The sequence below is a fragment of the Streptococcus sp. FSL E2-3488 genome (assembly GCF_038003585.1).
Classification (GTDB): Bacteria; Bacillota; Bacilli; order Lactobacillales; family Streptococcaceae; genus Streptococcus; species Streptococcus thermophilus.
In genome coordinates this window covers 1,319,342-1,336,084 of the sequence record NZ_JBBOPL010000001.1, presented here as the reverse complement: position 1 = coordinate 1,336,084, position 16,743 = coordinate 1,319,342, and the positions used below count along the sequence as shown (strand labels likewise).

The following is a 16,743-nucleotide window of genomic DNA, read 5'->3' as shown; positions in this document are numbered from 1 at the left end:
GTATCGGGTATAGATCTATGAGTAAAAAAGACAAAAAAATTGAAATCCAAATCAAAGATGCCAAAGTCATTGTAAACAAAGCAACCATTGAAGGTTTTGAGCTTCTTGTTGGAAAGAAAGTCATCGGACAAATTGTAGAAATCGATGGAAAGTTTGCCGTTGTTGATAAAGAAAATGTATCAGGTTTCCACAAGAAAATGGATGATGCAATAGCTGCCATTATCGAAGCCTACAATCTTAATCATTAAAATCCAAAGTAAAGGCTTGCTTTGATCAAGAAACTGTGTTATACTGTTTCTTGTTCTTAAGGAGAGATAGCGAAGAGGCTAAACGCGGCGGACTGTAAATCCGCTCCTTCGGGTTCGGGGGTTCGAATCCCTCTCTCTCCATGTCTAAGAAACTGAATCGGAATATTCGATATCAAGTGCTTAGATGTTTTTTTATAGCATTTTGTTATTGGGGTATAGCCAAGCGGTAAGGCAAGGGACTTTGACTCCCTCATGCGTTGGTTCGAATCCAGCTACCCCAGTCAATGGTATCGGGTGCATTGGCACCGTCTATGTTAATAATTGTCTTTGCGGGTACCTTGAAAAATATATTGTTATCAAGGGTCAGAATTGGCTGGCTCTTGTTGGAGGATTTTTTTAGAATGAACGAATTTGAAGAATTGCTAAATAGTGTTAGCGAAGTTAGCACAGGTGACGTTGTAACAGCTGAAGTTATCTCAGTAGATAATGATCAAGCAAATGTTGTTATCGAAGGAACAGGTATCGAAGGTGTTTTGACACGTCGTGAATTGACAAATGACCGTGACGCAAACGTTGCCGACCTTGTTAAAGATGGTGAAACACTTGAAGTGCTTGTTCTTCGTCAAGTTGTTGGTAAAGATACTGATACTGTAACTTACCTTGTATCTAAAAAACGCTTGGAGGCTCGCAAAGCTTGGGATAAACTTGTTGGTCGTGAAGAAGAAGTTGTTACTGTTAAAGGAACACGTGCTGTTAAAGGTGGACTTTCAGTTGAATTTGAAGGACTCCGTGGATTTATTCCAGCCTCAATGATTGATACTCGTTTTGTTCGTAACACTGAACAATTCGTAGGTCAAGAATTTGACGCTAAAATTAAAGAAGTTGATCCAGCTGAAAACCGTTTCATCCTTTCACGTCGTGAAGTTGTTGAAGCAGAAGCTATAGAAGCTCGTAAAGAAGTCTTCTCTAAACTTGAAGTTGGTTCAGTAGTAACTGGTAAAGTTGCTCGTTTGACAAGCTTCGGTGCTTTCATTGACCTTGGTGGTGTAGACGGACTTGTTCACGTGACTGAATTGTCTCACGAACGTAACGTTTCACCTAAATCAGTTGTATCTGTTGGTGATGAAATTGAAGTTAAAGTTCTTGCTATCGACGAAGAAGCAGGACGTGTATCACTCTCACTTAAAGCAACAACACCTGGACCATGGGATGGTGTTGAACAAAAACTTGCTGCTGGTGATGTAATCGAAGGTAAAGTTAAGCGTTTGACTGACTTTGGTGGTTTCGTTGAAGTATTACCAGGAATCGATGGACTTGTTCACATCTCACAAATTTCACACAAACGTGTTGAAAATCCAAAAGATGTTCTTTCAGTAGGTCAAGACGTTACTGTTAAAGTTCTTGAAGTAAACGCTGATGCAGAACGTGTATCACTTTCTATCAAAGCTCTTGAAGAACGTCCAGCTAACGCTGAAGGGGAAAACAACGAAAAGCGTCAATCTCGTCCACGCCGTCCAAAACGTCAAGAAAAACGTGACTACGAACTTCCAGAAACTCAATCTGGATTCTCAATGGCGGATCTTTTCGGAGATATCGAATTGTAAGATAATAAAGAGACATGGAAACATGTCTTTTTTTATATTATATAGTATGCTATAATAGTATACTGTTAGCACCCTTAGTGTAATGGATATCACGTAAGATTCCGGTTCTTGAGATAGGGGTTCGATTCCCTTAGGGTGCAAAGTGGAAACGTTGAGAGCGTAGTGCTTTCAGCGTTTTTTAGTTGTTAAATCTATCAAGAGTGCTCTTTAAATTCAGGGAATGTTAGAAAAGGTAACTGATATATAGTATCTTTAGAGTTTAGGGAGAAAGTCAATGAATAGTAATTTGTAATAATAACCGAATTATCTATTTCTGTAAATTGGGTAGAAAGCTAGATGCTAATAAATCGTACATAGTCTATACTTTTGTGTATATCTTGGTAATTTTTTGCTATTTATTAAAAATTTTGCTATAATAATCAATATCTCATATTGGGGCCGTTACGGATTCGACAGGCATTATGAGGCATATTCTGCGACTCGTGTGGCGACGTTAACGCTCAGTTAAATATAACTGCAAAAAATACTAATTCTTACGCTGTAGCAGCCTAAACACCTGCTCGCGTGACTTCTAGCAGATTGCTTATGTTTGTTTAGAGGTTTTATTGATTTATAAGCTACGTTCGATCATTGCCTAGCTGGTCGAAAAGAGATTTATAGGCTCGCATATAGAAGGCTTGAGTTATGTGTCGTCTATCTGTTAAATGAAAGACATAACCTATGGTCGTAGACGAATATGTTGGCAGATGCTTGGACGTGGGTTCGACTCCCACCGGCTCCATAAAAACTTGAGGCGTCAGCCTTTTATTTGTGTATAGTAACTTATTATGAAAAAATTTTTGTCTTTGACCGTTTTAGGTGTCTCACTTGTTTCCTTAGCTGCTTGCGGAAATTCTTCGTCTAAGACTGAGACGAAAGGTTCTTTGGATAATGAAGCATCAAAGGTTTTAACTGTTAAGCATGGAAATGTTCGTCAGAACTTTGATAAGATTATCATGGCAAATGCTTCTCAGGAGTTTTCTGGGGGATCAAATCTTGATAGTTTGAAGGGGTGGTTTGGTGAGCCAACATCAACTAGTCATGAGCAGGCAGGAGACGCCACGCTTGATGTCTATAATTGGCAGTATGATAATGTTGTTGTTACATCAAAACTTTTTAACAATAGTACCGTTGTTAAGTCAATTTCAACTTTTTCTTACGTTCGGGATTCTAAAATCACTTTGAAAATGTATGAAGATCTTAAAAATGGAACTAGCTATGATAATGCGGTCAAAATACTTGGGGTACCAGATGTTTATTCTATCGCTGTTTCTTCTGATGCGACAATGACACAAGCACTTTGGTCATCTAACCTTGTAACTAAGAAAGGGAAAACAGGTAGCCTTACTCTTAACTTTAAAAATGGTACCTTGGAAAACAAGTCTCAAGAAAATTTGATTAACAAGTAATCACAGTAAAAGATGCCTTTCTAAATCAATGAAGGTATTTTTTTGTTATAATAAAAGGAGTGATTAAATTTGTGAAAATGTAATGACTAAAAAGGGTATTTTTTATAGGGATAGTAGGTTTAATTCTGGTAATCTTATGGCTTCTTTTAAATAACTTTATCCCCAAAATCAAGAAATAGAGGAATGCTAATCATGATCAAACCTTTTTAAAATTGGTTTTTAAGCAGGCAAATTTTTTAAATGCACTTGTTCTTATTAGTCTCATGATTCTGTCATTAGCTATTTTTGGAGTTTCAAGTTCTATTTTTTGTATTTTTGTTGGGCTACTTTATGCCCCTTTGCTTTCAATTCCCTTGAATATTATAGGTAATACTTTTGATAATTTGACTAGAATTGAAATTTTAAGAAGACTTGATAAGTCTAAACGTATGGAGAAACTCCTAAACTATGATGAGTACTTTAAACATCGCTTTATTGGTATTTTCCTAGCATTCTCTATTCCTTTTATCCCATCAGCTTTGGTCAATTACGCTTATGTTCAGATGAAATTACCCACAAGGACAAGGATTTTAGCGCCACTAATTGGAATGACCCCACTCTCCGTTATTTATGCTGTCAGTGGGGATTTGTTGCTTAATTGTCGTCCAATCCGACTACCGTTAGTGGCAATACTTGTTCTCTTGCTGTTTATCTCACTAGTAATTTACTGTATCCATTTTAGGAAGGAAAAAAATGAGCTTTATTCAAGTAACTAAAGAAGAATTTAATACACATGCTCAACAGGTTTCTGAGCGTTCTTTTATGCAAACTGAAGAAATGGCTAAGCTTCTTGAGAAACGTGGATTTAGCATTAGCTATGTTGCCTGGAAAGAAGGTAACCAAATAGAAGTTTCAGCGATTGTCTATAGTATGCCTATGACCGGTGGGCTTCGTATGGAGGTGAATTGTGGACCAATTCACTCAAGTGTGGCTCATCTAAGTGACTTTTACCAATGTTTGAAGGACTATGCTAAGGCAAATGGTGCTCTTGAACTGGTAATCAAACCTTATGATACTTATCAAATCTTTGATAGTAATGGTGAACCAATAAGTAGTGAGCAGAAGCAATTGATTAGTCAATTGACTGACCTAGGTTATAGTTTTGATGGTTTGCAGACAGGGTATCCTGGTGGTGAGCCCGATTGGCACTATGTTAAAGAATTGTCTGGGATTGAAGAAAAAGATCTCATCAAATCATTCAGTAAAAAAGGGAAACCTCTTGTAAAAAAAGCCAAAACATTCGGTATTAAACTGAAGAAATTGAAACGCGATGAGTTATCTATTTTTAAAGAAATCACTTCAGCGACCTCTGATCGTCGTGAGTATAGTGACAAATCTTTAGATTATTATCAAGATTTTTATGATGCTTTTGGTGATAATGCTGATTTTATGGTAGCTACCCTGAATTTTCAAGATTACTTTGATCATTTAGAGAGTAATCAGGCAAAGTTGAGAGCTAGAATTGTCAAATTACAAGCTGATTTAGAGACCAATCCAAAATCTGAGAAAAAACAAAACCAATTGAGGGAGCTATTAAGTCAGTTTGAGACTTTTGATGTTCGCAAGGGCGAAGCAACTGCCTTTATTGACAAGTATGGTCAGGAAGACATTGTTCTAGCCGGAAGTCTTTTCGTTTACACACCTCAAGAGGCAGTCTATCTTTTCAGTGGCTCTTACCCTGAATTTAATAAGTTTTATGCACCTGCACTCTTGCAGGAGTATGTGATGACACAGGCTATTAAACGTGGTATTGGTTTCTATAATTTCCTTGGTATCATGGGCATCTTTGATGGTTCTGATGGGGTTTTGCGATTTAAACAAAACTTTAATGGTTATATCGTTCGTAAGATGGGAACTTTCCGTTATTATCCACAACCGCTAAAATATAAAGCCATTCAAGGAGTTAAGAAACTGCTTGGACGTAACTAAGTCTCGGAGGGCTTCTATGGGAGTCCTCTTTCATTATAGTTGTGTTTATGGAATTACTCCATGTATAAAAGCGTTTAGAGAAAGAAGGAGGTAGTTTAATGAAACTCGCACTATTAGGTACAGGAATGATTGTTACAGAGGTCCTTCCTGTGTTAACGACTATTGAGGACATTGAGCTGAAGGCTATAATGTCGACACCACAATCACTTGATAAGGCTGAAACTTTAGCCAAACAATATGGTCTAACTCAGGCGACAAGTGATTATGAAGCCATCTTGTCCAATCCAGATGTTGACACCATTTATGTTGGAACACCTAATCATACTCACTATGATTATGCCAAGCAAGCACTTCTGGCTGGCAAGCATGTCATCTGTGAGAGACCTTTTACCCTGCATTTGGAAGAGTTCGAAGAGCTGATTAAGCTTGCTTAAGAAAAAGAGCTTCTCTTGATAGAAGCAATAACAAATCAATATTTGGAAAATTTTAAAGTTATCAAGTACTCCTTATCTGAAATTGGTGATATCAAAATTGTCAACATCAATTATTCCCAATATTCGTCACGTTACGATGCCTTTAAGCGATGAGAAATTGCTCCTGCCTTCAATCCTGAAATTGGTGGTGGAGCGCTTAGAGATCTTAATATCTATAATATTCATCTTCTTGTTGGTCTTTTTGGAAATCCTAATCGTGTGGAATATCTACCGAATGTAGAGCGAGGAGTAGATACTTCAGGAATTTTAGTTTTGGACTATGGTAACTTTAAGGCTGCTGCCATTGGAGCAAAGGACTGTAGTGCTGAAATTCGCTCAACTATTCAAGGTGATAAGGGAGCTATTACCATTTTTGGTGTAACCAACACCCTTCCTGAAATTGATCTTACTCTTAATGGTCAAGAAGAGATTGTGACTAATCTTAATAACCCAAACCATCGTATGTATGATGAATTTGTAGTTTTTGAAAAAATGATTGCGACAATGGATTTTGAAAGTGTTGCCAAGCAGTTGAAGCATAGCCGCCAGGTTATGGAAGTCTTGGACCAAGCTTCTAAAGTCTTATAAAAAAGAAGCTGTGGCGGTTGGCTACGGCTTCTTTTTGAATTTATACAGTTGTTGGGAATGAGATCTCAATTAATTTATCTGTGTGTACTGTTCTTAGTTTGTCCATCAAAACGATGTCTTTGTCAATTTTTCGTTTGAGGAAGAATTCACGGATAACTTCTAATTCGTTGTCCTTAACAGCACGGTGTTTATTTGAGATTAGAAGTTCGTAATGTTTCGGTGCTTGTGTAAAGACAACATCTGTATTTCCAGCAGAGTATGTCTCTACAAGAAAGGCATCTGTATTATCGAGTTGATTGTTAACTAGTTTTTGATGGGTCCAGGTTGTATTAATGAGTTTCATAGTTTCCTCCTAGGATTTGGCAATTAGTGTATTGCTTTCTTTCCATTGTTCGATTCCCCATTTATGGCTACCACGTTTTAGCTTGGCAATTGCTTCATCAATTGGAAACCATGCCAGGTTGTTGAAATCTTCAAGGGGCTTTCCAATCTCTGAAAAATCTACAACTTCATAAATGTAGGCTGGATTGTAGTAGTATGTGTCACGATGGCTTGAATAAAAGTATTCGTCAGCTTGTCCATAGTACTGACCTAAAGTGGCTGTGTACCCAATTTCTTCAATTAACTCGCGTTTTAAGGCACTAAAGTGATTCTCACCTGCTTCGATTTCTCCGCCTGGGAGAAACCAAGCTTCATTAGGAGCCTGCACTAAAATGATCTTTGTCTTGTCTTGGTTAGGAATTACAGCATAAACACCGTAACGTGTTTGATAATGAGCTTCCTCAACCTTGTCACCAAATGTTGGATTCATGAGTTGCTCCTTAGGTTTATTTTCCTACATTATACTAAAAAACTCCTCATTTTCCTATTGATTTAGGCAGAATTAGGGATAATTTTACAAAGAGAAAATGTAAAAGTATAAAAAACCAAGTCATTCGACTTGGTTTCTTTCCTTAGTTGACTTCTTTTAATGCTTCAGTTTTCTGAGAAGTTTTTTCAGTTTTTTTAGCAGATTTAATGGTGATGTGTCCCTTTGAAGTCATTACAGCCTTGAGATCTTTTTCATTTGGATTTTTAAGGTAGAAGTCTGTAATGGCATCTTCGATGTGGTCTTGGATTGTACGACGCAATGGTCGAGCACCCATCTTAGGATCATAACCAAGGTCAACCAGTTTGTCCTTAACTTTATCAGTCACACTGAGGTGGATACCGTTGTTTGCCAAGCGTTGGTTGACGCCATCAAGCATAAGGTCCACGATAGTAAGGAGATTTTCCTTGCTTAGGGCAGAGAACTCGATAATACCGTCAAAACGGTTCATGAATTCAGGACTGAAGAAATCTCCGAGGTGGTTGATAACAGAATTGGTACGATTCTCACGAGCAGCTCCAAAACCTACACTTGCTTCCACTTTACCAGTACCAGCATTTGAAGTCATGATGATGATGGTATCTTTGAAACTTACAGTTCTCCCTTGACCATCAGTCAGACGACCATCATCAAGTACCTGAAGGAACATGTGAAGCACATCTGGGTGAGCTTTTTCAACCTCATCAAGGAGAATGAGTGAATAAGGGTTACGGCGGACCTTTTCGGTTAATTGCCCAGCTTCGTCGTAACCAACATAGCCTGGAGGAGCACCGACCAATTTAGCAACAGCGTGTTTTTCCATGTATTCTGACATGTCAAAACGAATCATACTATCAGATGAACCAAAGAGCTCGATGGCTAACTGTTTAGAGAGCTCAGTTTTACCGACTCCTGTAGGGCCTACAAATAGGAAGCTACCAATTGGGCGGTTTGGTGCACCAAGTCCAACACGATTACGGCGGATAGCTTTGGCAATCTTATCAACTGCGGCATCTTGGCCAATAACATGCGCCTTAAGGTCATCGGCGAGGTTGAGAAGTTGAGATTGTTCTTTTTCTTTTAAATCACCGATAGGAATATTGGTTTTTTGCTCGACAATGGCTTCGATATGTTTTTCAGTAATGATAGGCATATCTTGATCTTTGATGGTTTGCTGTTGCATTTCCTTGTATTTAGCAATTTGGTCACGGAAATAAGCAGCTTTTTCAAAGTCTTCGTCACGAGTAGCCTGAGCTTTAAGATTCTCAGCTTCAATCAAACGTTTATCGAGGTCCTTAGGATCGATAAAGTTGAGGGTTAAATTCATCTTAGAGCCAGATTCATCGAGAAGGTCGATGGCCTTGTCTGGCAAGAAACGGTCCTGAATGTAGCGGTTGGATAATTCTGCAGCTGCAGTAATGGCTTCATCAGTGTATTTGACATGGTGGTAGTCTTGATATTTAGGCTGGATACCACGCAAAATTGTGATTGTTTCCTCAACTGTTGGCTCATCTACCTTAACAGGTTGCATACGACGTTCGAGTGCCGCATCTTTCTCAATGATACGGTATTCGTTGAGTGTTGTTGCTCCAACAAGTTGAAGCTCTCCACGGGCAAGTGCAGGTTTTAAGATGTTTCCAGCATCCATATTGCCGTCCCCAGTATTACCAGCTCCTACAATTTCATGGATTTCATCAATAAAGAGGATAACATCCTGACGTTGGCGGATTTCCTCCATGAGCTTTTGCATGCGTTCTTCGAACTGGCCGCGGATACCAGTCCCTTGAACTAGGCTTACAACATCAAGACGGATAACTTGCTTGCTTTGGAGTTTTTGTGGCACATCTCCATCAACGATTTTTTGGGCAAGTCCTTCGACTACTGCGGTCTTACCAACACCAGGTTCACCGATAAGAACAGGATTGTTCTTGGTACGGCGGTTCAGAATTTCGATGACGCGAATGATTTCTTCGTCACGACCAATGACAGGATCAATGTCTCCACGACGAGCAATATCTGTGATATTAATTCCAAATTCTTCGAGAAGGCCTTGAGGTTGTTGAGGGGATTGTTGACGTGGTCCTCCAGGACGGCCTGGACCACCGTTTCCACGGTTACCTCCCTCTTGTGTTGGAGGTGTATTAGGAAGGTCTCCGTTAGAAGAACGGAAGTTGTTTAGGTCACTGAAGAAATCGTCGAAGAAGTTGGAACCTCCTGCTTGATTGAATTGGTTAAGGGGGTTCTCTGGATCAGATTTTATGATTTTATAACAATGTTGACAGAGGTCAACTTGTTGCTGATTACCATTTACGTTGGTATACAAATGGATACTAGCTTCATTAAGGTTACAGTTTTGGCAGAGCATATCAGTACCTCTTTCTATCTGAGTTGGGAAAGACCTTTATTTGAAAATATATTGGTCAAAAAAGGTCAAATCTATGATTCTATTATAGCATGCAGTAGTTATATTGCAAGTAAAAAGCATCTATTTTTGGTACTTGAGGAACACGATTGCTAAAAATGAATTTTAATACAAAATTACTTGTTAAAAATACATAAATATAATATAATATTTTATATTATTCAGAATGAAAGAGAGATACCTATGATACAAACTAAATCCTTCTTGAAAGAAATCGACTTTACTAAACAGGAACTAGAGGAGTTGATTGATTTATCTATAAAATTTAAACAGTTAAAGAAAAATAGAATTCCGCATAAATATTTAGATAGTTTAAATATTGCATTGATTTTTGAAAAAACATCGACAAGAACCCGTTCAGCCTTCACTGTGGCTGGTCAGGATCTAGGAATGAATGTAACCTATCTTGGTGCTGGAGACATTCAGCTGGGTAAGAAGGAATCGGTTGTTGATACGGCCAAGGTCCTTGGTTCTATGTTTGATGGAATCGAGTACCGTGGTTTTAAACAAGAGGATGTTGAGGACTTGGCTAAGTACTCTGGTGTTCCGGTTTGGAACGGTTTGACAGATACTTGGCATCCAACTCAGATGATTGCGGATTTCATGACCTTGAAGGAGCACTTTGGTAGTCTAGAGGACTTGACCATTGCTTATATTGGAGATGGTCGTAACAATATTGCTAATTCTCTCTTGGTGACATCGGCTATCTTGGGCGTTAATGTTAAGATTATTTCGCCAGAAATACTTCAGCCAGAGGCTGATATTGTAGAGCTAGCTCAGAAACATAATAATGGGGCTGACTTAACCATTTCAGATGATATCTCAGAGGTTAAAGGAGTGGATATACTCTATACTGATGTCTGGGTTTCTATGGGCGAAGAGGTAGATTTTAAATCAAGGATAGATTTACTATTGCCTTATCAAATTAACGTAGGCTTACTTGCTAAGGTCGAAAATCCAGATGTCATCGTTATGCATTGTCTCCCAGCATTTCATGATCTTAATACTCAAATCGGACAAGAAATTTATGAAAAATATTGTCTGGCTGAGTTAGAAATTACAGATGAAGTATTTCATAAATACAGTGAAATCATCTTCCAAGAAGCTGAGAATCGTATGCATTCAATCAAGGCTATTATGTACAATTCCTTGAAAAATATTTAAAATTCCCCCATTTTTCCCGTAAGTGTGATAAAATAAGTAGGAAATACACAATTTATAGGAGAGATAACATGGAATCACATTTGGTGAGAATCATTAACCGTCTGGAAATGATGGCGGCTGATGGTGGTAATTCGAAACGTAATTTTGAACGTGAAGGAGTAGTTGTTGCTGAAGTATCATTTAGTAACGATCCTGAAAATGGTCCAGTGTACATATTGCGTGACGTTGAAGCTCGCGAGTCATACTCATTTGATAGCATCGACTTGATTGCAATGGAAATCTACGATTTGCTTTACTAATAATTAATTTGGATCCTCAGATAGGGGTCCAAAAATTCAAAATGCCTGGGACTCAATAGTTTCAGGTGTTTTTTTAGGGCGAGAGTTTCGGTTTATGCTTGTTTTAATTGCAAAAAAAAATGGAGTCACTTCAAAAGTTTTCGTAGAGTTTTTGATTGCTATGTCAATCATTATTTTTTATACCGAAATATCGCATTTATAAGAAAAATACTTTATTATTATACAGTCTTCTGATATAATATTGAAGAATATTAGTAAGGAGTATCTTGATGAATTTTTCATTTCTACCACAGTTTTGGTCTTACTTTAACTATGGTGTCTTAGTAACAATTATGATTTCAGTCTGCGTGGTCTTCTTTGGAACCATCCTTGGTGTCTTGGTATCCTTGGCCAAACGTTCTGGAATCAAACCATTGGAGTGGTTAGTAAGCCTTTATGTTTGGGTTTTCCGTGGAACACCTATGGTTGTACAGATTATGATTGCTTTTAACCTTATCCATATGAATCTTCCAACTGTTCAGTTTGGGATTTTGAATCTTGATTTATCACGTATCGTTCCAGGTATTATCGTCCTTTCTTTGAACAGTGGTGCTTATATTTCTGAGAGTGTGCGTGCAGGTATTGAGTCTATTCCTAAAGGTCAGATTGAAGCAGCTTACTCACTTGGTATCCGACCATGGAATACCATGCGTTATGTGGTCTTGCCTCAAGCTATTAAAAATATCTTGCCTGCCTTGGGTAACGAGTTTGTCACTATTATCAAGGATAGTTCACTCTTGCAAACTATCGGGGTTATGGAGTTGTGGAATGGTGCACAAACTGTTGCAACGACAACCTACTTGACTTTGACACCACTCTTGTTCGCAGCCTTCTATTATTTGATTGTGACAACGGCTATGACTGCACTTTTGAAACAAATGGAAAAACGACTTGGGAAGGGACGTAAATAATGGCAGAAACAATTATTGAGATTAAAAATCTCCACAAGTATTTTGGTAAAAACAAAGTTCTCAAAGGGATTGATTTAGATATTAAAAAAGGTGAAGTAGTGGTTATCATTGGTCCTTCAGGATCTGGTAAATCAACTTTCCTACGCTCAATGAACTTACTTGAAACGCCTACAAAAGGGGTGATTTCCTTTGAAGGTGTAGATATTACAGACAAGAGCAACGATATTTTCAAAATGCGTGAAAAGATGGGAATGGTTTTCCAACAGTTCAACCTCTTCCCGAATATGACGGTTAAAGAAAACATCACTTTGTCACCGATTAAAACTAAGGGTGTTTCTAAAGCTGATGCTGAAGCTAAGGCTATGGAGCTTTTAGAAAAGGTTGGGTTGAAAGATAAGGCAGATGCCTACCCAACGAGTCTATCAGGTGGTCAGCAACAACGTATTGCGATTGCTCGTGGTTTGGCTATGGATCCAGACGTTCTCTTGTTTGACGAACCCACATCAGCCCTTGACCCAGAAATGGTTGGTGAAGTTCTTGCAGTTATGAAAGACCTCGCTAAATCAGGGATGACAATGGCAATCGTTACCCACGAAATGGGCTTTGCCTATGAGGTAGCTGACCGTGTCATCTTTATGGATGGCGGTGTTATTGTCGAAGAAGGCACGCCACGAGAAATTTTCGACAATACCAAGGAAGAGCGTACTAAGGATTTCTTGAGTAAGGTTTTGTAAGATATCTATTAAGCATATAAACATTGTCTGTGAAGACTGGAAGCTTTCCAGTCTTTTTCTGTTTGTATTTTTTCTTTTCTAGAATAATTCTTGTTTAGGATAATATTACGGAAAAGATGGATAAATATGCTATAATGATGTCATATCAAAACTAATTAAGTAGGTAAAGAAAGATGTTCATATATGATGCGGCCTTAAAAACACCTTACCGAATTCTTGGCATTAACCTCCCTAAGGATAGTCTTTTGCATTTATCTAACCTAGGGCTGGCTGCCGGTGAAACTATTGAGGTGGTAACTAAGACCAAGAACAGTGCTATTATTATTGTTAAAGGTAGTCGCTTAGCCTTTGATGCTTCGATTCTGGATAAAATTGATTTGGCTCCTGCAGAGGAGGACCAGAAAAAAATCCCTCTTTCTGAACTACCAGTCGGACATTCTGCCATAGTTACGAATATCTTCTCAGCAAATGAAACCAAACGACGTCTTATGGATATGGGAATTACAAAGCGTACACGTGTTTTGTTGCGTAAAGTAGCACCTTTGGGAGACCCCCTAGAGATTAGTTTGAGAGGATATGAATTAACCTTACGCAAGTCAGAAGCGCAAATGATTAGTGTGGTCATGTTGGACGAGGAAGAGGAAAAATGACAGAAATTGCATTAATAGGTAATCCTAATAGTGGTAAAACCAGTTTATTCAACCTAATAACAGGACATAATCAGCGTGTTGGGAACTGGCCAGGGGTTACTGTTGAGCGAAAGAGTGGTCTGGTCAAAAAGAATAAGGATTTAGAAATCCAAGATTTGCCAGGAATTTACTCAATGTCACCCTACAGTCCTGAAGAAAAGGTGGCGCGTGATTATTTGTTAAGCCAAAGGGCTGACAGCATTTTAAATGTGGTTGATGCGACAAATTTGGAGCGTAACCTTTATCTTACAACGCAGTTAATTGAGACGGGTATTCCAGTCACTATTGCCCTCAATATGATTGACGTTTTGGATGGTCAGGGAAAAAAGATTAATGTAGATAAATTGTCTTACCATCTAGGTGTGCCAGTAGTGGCCACCAGTGCCCTCAAACAAACTGGTGTGGATCAGGTAGTGAAAAAGGCAGCTCATACAACGACTTCTACGGTTGGTGACCTTGCCTTTCCAATATACGATGATAGGTTGGAAGCTGCCATTTCGCAAATTTTAGAAGTCTTGGGAAATTCGGTGCCACAAAGGTCTGCGCGTTTTTATGCCATTAAACTCTTTGAACAGGATTCTTTAGTTGAGGCTGAGCTAGACTTGTCCCAATTCCAACGAAAAGAAATCGAAGATATCATTCGTATCACTGAAGAAATTTTCACAGAAGATGCGGAGTCAATTGTCATTAACGAGCGCTATGCTTTTATCGAGCGTGTTTGTCAGATGGCTGAGAGTCATACAGAAGATTTCGCTTTAACCTTGTCGGATAAGATTGATAGGATTGTTACCAATCGTATTTTGGCTTTGCCAATTTTTTCAGTAGTCATGTATTTGGTCTACTTCTTATCTATCCAGACCGTTGGAACCATGTGGACAGACTGGGCTAATGATGTCCTCTTTGGTAAGTATGTTCCTGATTTGGTATCTTCTGGTCTTGATTATCTCCAAGTTCAGGATTGGCTTAAGTCTCTGATTGTTGATGGTATTGTAGCTGGGATTGGGACGGTACTTGGTTTCCTTCCTCAAATCTTCGTGCTATTTATCTGTTTAGGTGTGCTTGAAGATATTGGTTATATGAGTCGTATAGCCTTTGTTATGGATCGTATTTTCCGTCGTTTTGGACTATCTGGAAAATCCTTTATTCCCATGCTGATTTCAACAGGATGCGGTGTTCCAGCAGTTATGTCTAGCCGGACTATTGAAAATGAAAGGGATCGTCGGATTACCATTATGACAGCAACCTTCATGCCTTGTTCGGCCAAGTTGGAAATTATTGCTTTAATTGCAGGGGCCTTCTTCCCTGGTAATTCTTTTGTGGCACCAAGTACCTATTTTATTGGGATAGCTACCATCATCTTATCAGGTATCGCTCTCAAAAAGACTAGTTTTTTAGGTGGTTTGACAAGTCCTTTTATCATGGAATTACCTGCTTACCACTGGCCAAAAGTCCTATCAGTCTTACGTTATGCTTTTGGTAAGGCTATGAGTTTTGTTAAACGTGCGGGAACAATTATTTTCAGTTTGACTGTCCTGATTTGGTTCATGTCCAACTACAACTTTATGTTACAGAACGTTGATACGGAAGTGAGTATCTTAGCAACTTTGGGTAAAGGCTTGTCCTGGATTTTTGAGCCTCTTGGCTTTGGGAATTGGCAGGCAACAGTTGCTGCTCTCGCAGGTTTAGCAGCCAAGGAGACAGTTGTTGCCACCTTCGGGATTCTCTATCATAACAGTAGTGAAGCTGGTTTGGCTACGGCTCTGCAAGCAGATTATTCAGCTCTAGCTGCTTATTCTTTCTTGATTTTTAACCTACTTTGTGCACCATGTTTTGCAGCTATCGGGGCTATTAAGCGTGAAATGGCTAATCTGAGATGGACGGTTGGAGCTATTGGTTTTCAAACAGGTTTGGCTTATTGTGTCAGCTTGATTTTATATCAATTTGGTCAAGTTCTCCTTTATGGTAATCCAATATCGCTTTGGACACTTGTAGCAGTCTTGTTTTTAGTGACTATGATTTACTTCGTTGTTCGTAAACCGCGTCAAATTAAGGATAAGATTATTACCTTGGAAAATCTTCAAGAAGCTAATAGTTAGGAGAAGTTGTTATGTCTACATTTATCATTGCTTTTATTATTTTCGCTTTGACTGGTTTAGGTATTCGTTACTATATTAAAGGAAAAGGATCTTGTGGAGATTGTGAGTGCTCTTGCCCGGTCAAAGAAGAAATGCATAAAGCTAATCACTAATGGAATATAAGAAAATGATCTCTAATTTGGATAAGGGGTCATTTCTTCTTACAATTGTGAGGAATGTATAAAGGTTGCCTAAGAGAAAGTATGATATGATGACATTGAAAGAATCTAGCGTGACTTAATAAAGGCGAAATGAAAGAAATGGGTTTAAACAGAGAGATTGTCCTAATTCATGAGACCTGATGTGCTGGTAATATCTAGAGAGAATTTGCGACAGGTCTCCGTCAGATGGAGTATACGGTGCATACACCTAGCTTTCGTTACCATGACTTACCATATCAAGACTGTCTGAATAAAGTTGGTACCGTAACTTTGCAGGATTATCGAGATGATTTGGTGGCTTTGATTGAAAGTTTAAATCAGCCACCGCTTCTTTTGGGACACTCTTTAGGTTTTCTAGTGGCACAAATGGCTGCTAAAAAGATAGAGATTGATGGTATGATTTTCATGTGACCAGCTCTGACAGATAATATTTTTGCCTTTTATCCAACCATGCTAGCTTGTTTCGGCAAACACTTTTTACGTTGGTTTTTTTGGAAAAAAGCCATTCCGCCTTATAAAAAAGAATTTTTTCAAGTATTGTATGAATGAGCAAGAGGAGTCTTTGAAAGAAGAAGTCTTTACGACACTAGTATCTGAGTCGGGTAAAGTTTACACTCAGATGGCCCTTCATTGATTTGATAAGAGAAAGGCGGCTTACGTGGATTTTAGTAACACTTCATGTCTTGTTCTTGTGATTGCGGGGGCTAAGAATAAGATGACTCATCCTAATATTGCTAGAAGAACAGCTAAGAACTACCGTGACTCAGTTCTTGTTTCACTAATGGGTGCAGATCACATGTATGAAAGTGGTAAATTCCAGCAAAAGACCTTAAGAGTTATTGAGGGGTAGAGTCAGCAAAATGGTTTTGTAAATTAATTATGAAGAATAATCAGACGAAGTTGGGACAAGTTCCCAGCTTTTTGTGTTTCATCTTAAATGTCTTTTTGAAAATTTTGAAAATTAAGTCACAAAGAGGCCTTCCTATGGTATAATTGAAAAAAAAGTATGTATT

The 16,743-nt window shown here is 38.5% G+C and carries 17 protein-coding genes, 3 tRNA genes, 1 other RNA gene and 1 pseudogene; 19 read left to right on the top strand and 3 right to left on the bottom strand.

Annotated features, from left to right (window positions below; genetic code table 11):
- Positions 1-17 precede the first annotated feature (17 nt).
- The 10 genes and pseudogenes from MHH90_RS06870 (at position 18) to MHH90_RS06825 (ending at position 6,329) form a co-directional block, all read left to right on the top strand.
- Complete coding sequence (locus MHH90_RS06870; RefSeq protein ID WP_011225677.1) at positions 18-248, top strand: DUF2969 domain-containing protein; 231 nt, start codon at positions 18-20, stop codon at positions 246-248.
- A gap of 60 nt (positions 249-308) precedes the next feature.
- A tRNA-Tyr gene (locus MHH90_RS06865) sits at positions 309-389 on the top strand.
- Between the two features lie 68 nt (positions 390-457).
- A tRNA-Gln gene (locus MHH90_RS06860) sits at positions 458-529 on the top strand.
- A gap of 120 nt (positions 530-649) precedes the next feature.
- Positions 650-1,852 carry a 30S ribosomal protein S1 gene (gene rpsA / locus MHH90_RS06855; protein ID WP_011225678.1) on the top strand — a complete coding sequence of 401 codons (1,203 nt, stop codon included), beginning with the start codon at positions 650-652 and terminating at the stop codon, positions 1,850-1,852.
- 68 nt (positions 1,853-1,920) lie between these two features.
- A tRNA-Arg gene (locus MHH90_RS06850) sits at positions 1,921-1,992 on the top strand.
- Positions 1,993-2,286: 294 nt separating this feature from the next.
- Positions 2,287-2,636, top strand: a transfer-messenger RNA (tmRNA) gene (gene ssrA / locus MHH90_RS06845).
- A gap of 43 nt (positions 2,637-2,679) precedes the next feature.
- Positions 2,680-3,300 (top strand): DUF3862 domain-containing protein, encoded by a 621-nt coding sequence (locus MHH90_RS06840; protein ID WP_167401452.1) that lies wholly within the window; start codon positions 2,680-2,682, stop codon positions 3,298-3,300.
- A 212-nt stretch (positions 3,301-3,512) separates the two neighbouring features.
- On the top strand, positions 3,513-4,055 hold the full coding sequence (locus MHH90_RS06835) for a TVP38/TMEM64 family protein (RefSeq protein WP_014621342.1): 543 nt from the start codon (positions 3,513-3,515) through the stop codon (positions 4,053-4,055).
- Positions 4,033-5,268, top strand: coding sequence for an aminoacyltransferase (locus MHH90_RS06830; protein ID WP_084825857.1), 1,236 nt, complete (start codon positions 4,033-4,035; stop codon positions 5,266-5,268). The genes MHH90_RS06835 and MHH90_RS06830 overlap by 23 nt, the downstream gene beginning before the upstream one ends.
- Before the next feature lie 98 nt (positions 5,269-5,366).
- A pseudogene (locus tag MHH90_RS06825) lies at positions 5,367-6,329 on the top strand (Gfo/Idh/MocA family protein).
- A gap of 40 nt (positions 6,330-6,369) precedes the next feature.
- On the opposite strand, the gene MHH90_RS06820 reads toward MHH90_RS06825, so the two are convergent.
- The 3 genes from MHH90_RS06820 to MHH90_RS06810 all read right to left on the bottom strand — a co-directional run bounded on the left by MHH90_RS06820 (position 6,370) and on the right by MHH90_RS06810 (position 9,541).
- Positions 6,370-6,672 (bottom strand): DUF1827 family protein, encoded by a 303-nt coding sequence (locus tag MHH90_RS06820; RefSeq protein ID WP_011680916.1) that lies wholly within the window; start codon positions 6,670-6,672, stop codon positions 6,370-6,372.
- A gap of 9 nt (positions 6,673-6,681) precedes the next feature.
- A complete protein-coding gene (locus MHH90_RS06815) occupies positions 6,682-7,140 on the bottom strand; it encodes an NUDIX hydrolase (protein WP_002947302.1) in 459 nt (152 codons plus the stop codon).
- Positions 7,141-7,282: 142 nt separating this feature from the next.
- Positions 7,283-9,541 carry an ATP-dependent Clp protease ATP-binding subunit gene (locus tag MHH90_RS06810; protein ID WP_167401453.1) on the bottom strand — a complete coding sequence of 753 codons (2,259 nt, stop codon included), beginning with the start codon at positions 9,539-9,541 and terminating at the stop codon, positions 7,283-7,285.
- A gap of 240 nt (positions 9,542-9,781) precedes the next feature.
- Here MHH90_RS06810 and argF point away from each other — a divergent pair, with 240 nt between their 5' ends.
- The 9 genes from argF (at position 9,782) to MHH90_RS06765 (ending at position 16,580) form a co-directional block, all read left to right on the top strand.
- Positions 9,782-10,762 (top strand): ornithine carbamoyltransferase, encoded by a 981-nt coding sequence (argF, locus tag MHH90_RS06805; protein ID WP_014608116.1) that lies wholly within the window; start codon positions 9,782-9,784, stop codon positions 10,760-10,762.
- Between the two features lie 68 nt (positions 10,763-10,830).
- The gene (locus tag MHH90_RS06800) at positions 10,831-11,061 is read left to right on the top strand and encodes a DUF1797 family protein (RefSeq protein WP_011225686.1); all 231 of its coding nucleotides are present in this window, start codon (positions 10,831-10,833) and stop codon (positions 11,059-11,061) included.
- Between the two features lie 269 nt (positions 11,062-11,330).
- Positions 11,331-12,011 carry an amino acid ABC transporter permease gene (locus tag MHH90_RS06795; RefSeq protein ID WP_014608117.1) on the top strand — a complete coding sequence of 227 codons (681 nt, stop codon included), beginning with the start codon at positions 11,331-11,333 and terminating at the stop codon, positions 12,009-12,011.
- The gene (locus MHH90_RS06790) at positions 12,011-12,745 is read left to right on the top strand and encodes an amino acid ABC transporter ATP-binding protein (RefSeq protein WP_002950207.1); all 735 of its coding nucleotides are present in this window, start codon (positions 12,011-12,013) and stop codon (positions 12,743-12,745) included. Before MHH90_RS06795 ends, MHH90_RS06790 begins: the two co-directional genes overlap by 1 nt.
- 173 nt (positions 12,746-12,918) lie before the next feature.
- Positions 12,919-13,395 (top strand): ferrous iron transport protein A, encoded by a 477-nt coding sequence (locus MHH90_RS06785; protein ID WP_340725859.1) that lies wholly within the window; start codon positions 12,919-12,921, stop codon positions 13,393-13,395.
- Positions 13,392-15,530 (top strand): ferrous iron transport protein B, encoded by a 2,139-nt coding sequence (gene feoB / locus MHH90_RS06780; RefSeq protein WP_002946712.1) that lies wholly within the window; start codon positions 13,392-13,394, stop codon positions 15,528-15,530. Before MHH90_RS06785 ends, feoB begins: the two co-directional genes overlap by 4 nt.
- A gap of 11 nt (positions 15,531-15,541) precedes the next feature.
- Entirely contained in the window at positions 15,542-15,682 is a 141-nt protein-coding gene (locus MHH90_RS06775; RefSeq protein ID WP_002950212.1) for a FeoB-associated Cys-rich membrane protein, read from the top strand.
- A 246-nt stretch (positions 15,683-15,928) separates the two neighbouring features.
- The gene (locus MHH90_RS06770) at positions 15,929-16,141 is read left to right on the top strand and encodes an alpha/beta fold hydrolase (RefSeq protein WP_011680924.1); all 213 of its coding nucleotides are present in this window, start codon (positions 15,929-15,931) and stop codon (positions 16,139-16,141) included.
- A gap of 247 nt (positions 16,142-16,388) precedes the next feature.
- Positions 16,389-16,580, top strand: a complete 192-nt coding sequence (locus MHH90_RS06765; RefSeq protein ID WP_011227003.1) for an alpha/beta fold hydrolase — start codon at positions 16,389-16,391, stop codon at positions 16,578-16,580.
- Positions 16,581-16,743: the final 163 nt, after the last annotated feature.

What these genes read in the sequence shown, in the direction of transcription:
- MHH90_RS06870 (WP_011225677.1), top strand. Translation starts at nt 18, where the DNA reads ATGAGTAAAAAAGACAAAAAAATTGAAATCCAAATCAAAGATGCCAAA.
- feoB (WP_002946712.1), top strand. Translation starts at nt 13,392, where the DNA reads ATGACAGAAATTGCATTAATAGGTAATCCTAATAGTGGTAAAACCAGT.
- MHH90_RS06810 (WP_167401453.1), bottom strand. Translation starts at nt 9,541, where the DNA reads ATGCTCTGCCAAAACTGTAACCTTAATGAAGCTAGTATCCATTTGTAT.
- MHH90_RS06775 (WP_002950212.1), top strand. Translation starts at nt 15,542, where the DNA reads ATGTCTACATTTATCATTGCTTTTATTATTTTCGCTTTGACTGGTTTA.
- argF (WP_014608116.1), top strand. Translation starts at nt 9,782, where the DNA reads ATGATACAAACTAAATCCTTCTTGAAAGAAATCGACTTTACTAAACAG.
- MHH90_RS06820 (WP_011680916.1), bottom strand. Translation starts at nt 6,672, where the DNA reads ATGAAACTCATTAATACAACCTGGACCCATCAAAAACTAGTTAACAAT.
- MHH90_RS06795 (WP_014608117.1), top strand. Translation starts at nt 11,331, where the DNA reads ATGAATTTTTCATTTCTACCACAGTTTTGGTCTTACTTTAACTATGGT.
- MHH90_RS06790 (WP_002950207.1), top strand. Translation starts at nt 12,011, where the DNA reads ATGGCAGAAACAATTATTGAGATTAAAAATCTCCACAAGTATTTTGGT.
- rpsA (WP_011225678.1), top strand. Translation starts at nt 650, where the DNA reads ATGAACGAATTTGAAGAATTGCTAAATAGTGTTAGCGAAGTTAGCACA.
- MHH90_RS06815 (WP_002947302.1), bottom strand. Translation starts at nt 7,140, where the DNA reads ATGAATCCAACATTTGGTGACAAGGTTGAGGAAGCTCATTATCAAACA.
- MHH90_RS06785 (WP_340725859.1), top strand. Translation starts at nt 12,919, where the DNA reads ATGTTCATATATGATGCGGCCTTAAAAACACCTTACCGAATTCTTGGC.
- MHH90_RS06840 (WP_167401452.1), top strand. Translation starts at nt 2,680, where the DNA reads ATGAAAAAATTTTTGTCTTTGACCGTTTTAGGTGTCTCACTTGTTTCC.
- MHH90_RS06830 (WP_084825857.1), top strand. Translation starts at nt 4,033, where the DNA reads ATGAGCTTTATTCAAGTAACTAAAGAAGAATTTAATACACATGCTCAA.
- MHH90_RS06800 (WP_011225686.1), top strand. Translation starts at nt 10,831, where the DNA reads ATGGAATCACATTTGGTGAGAATCATTAACCGTCTGGAAATGATGGCG.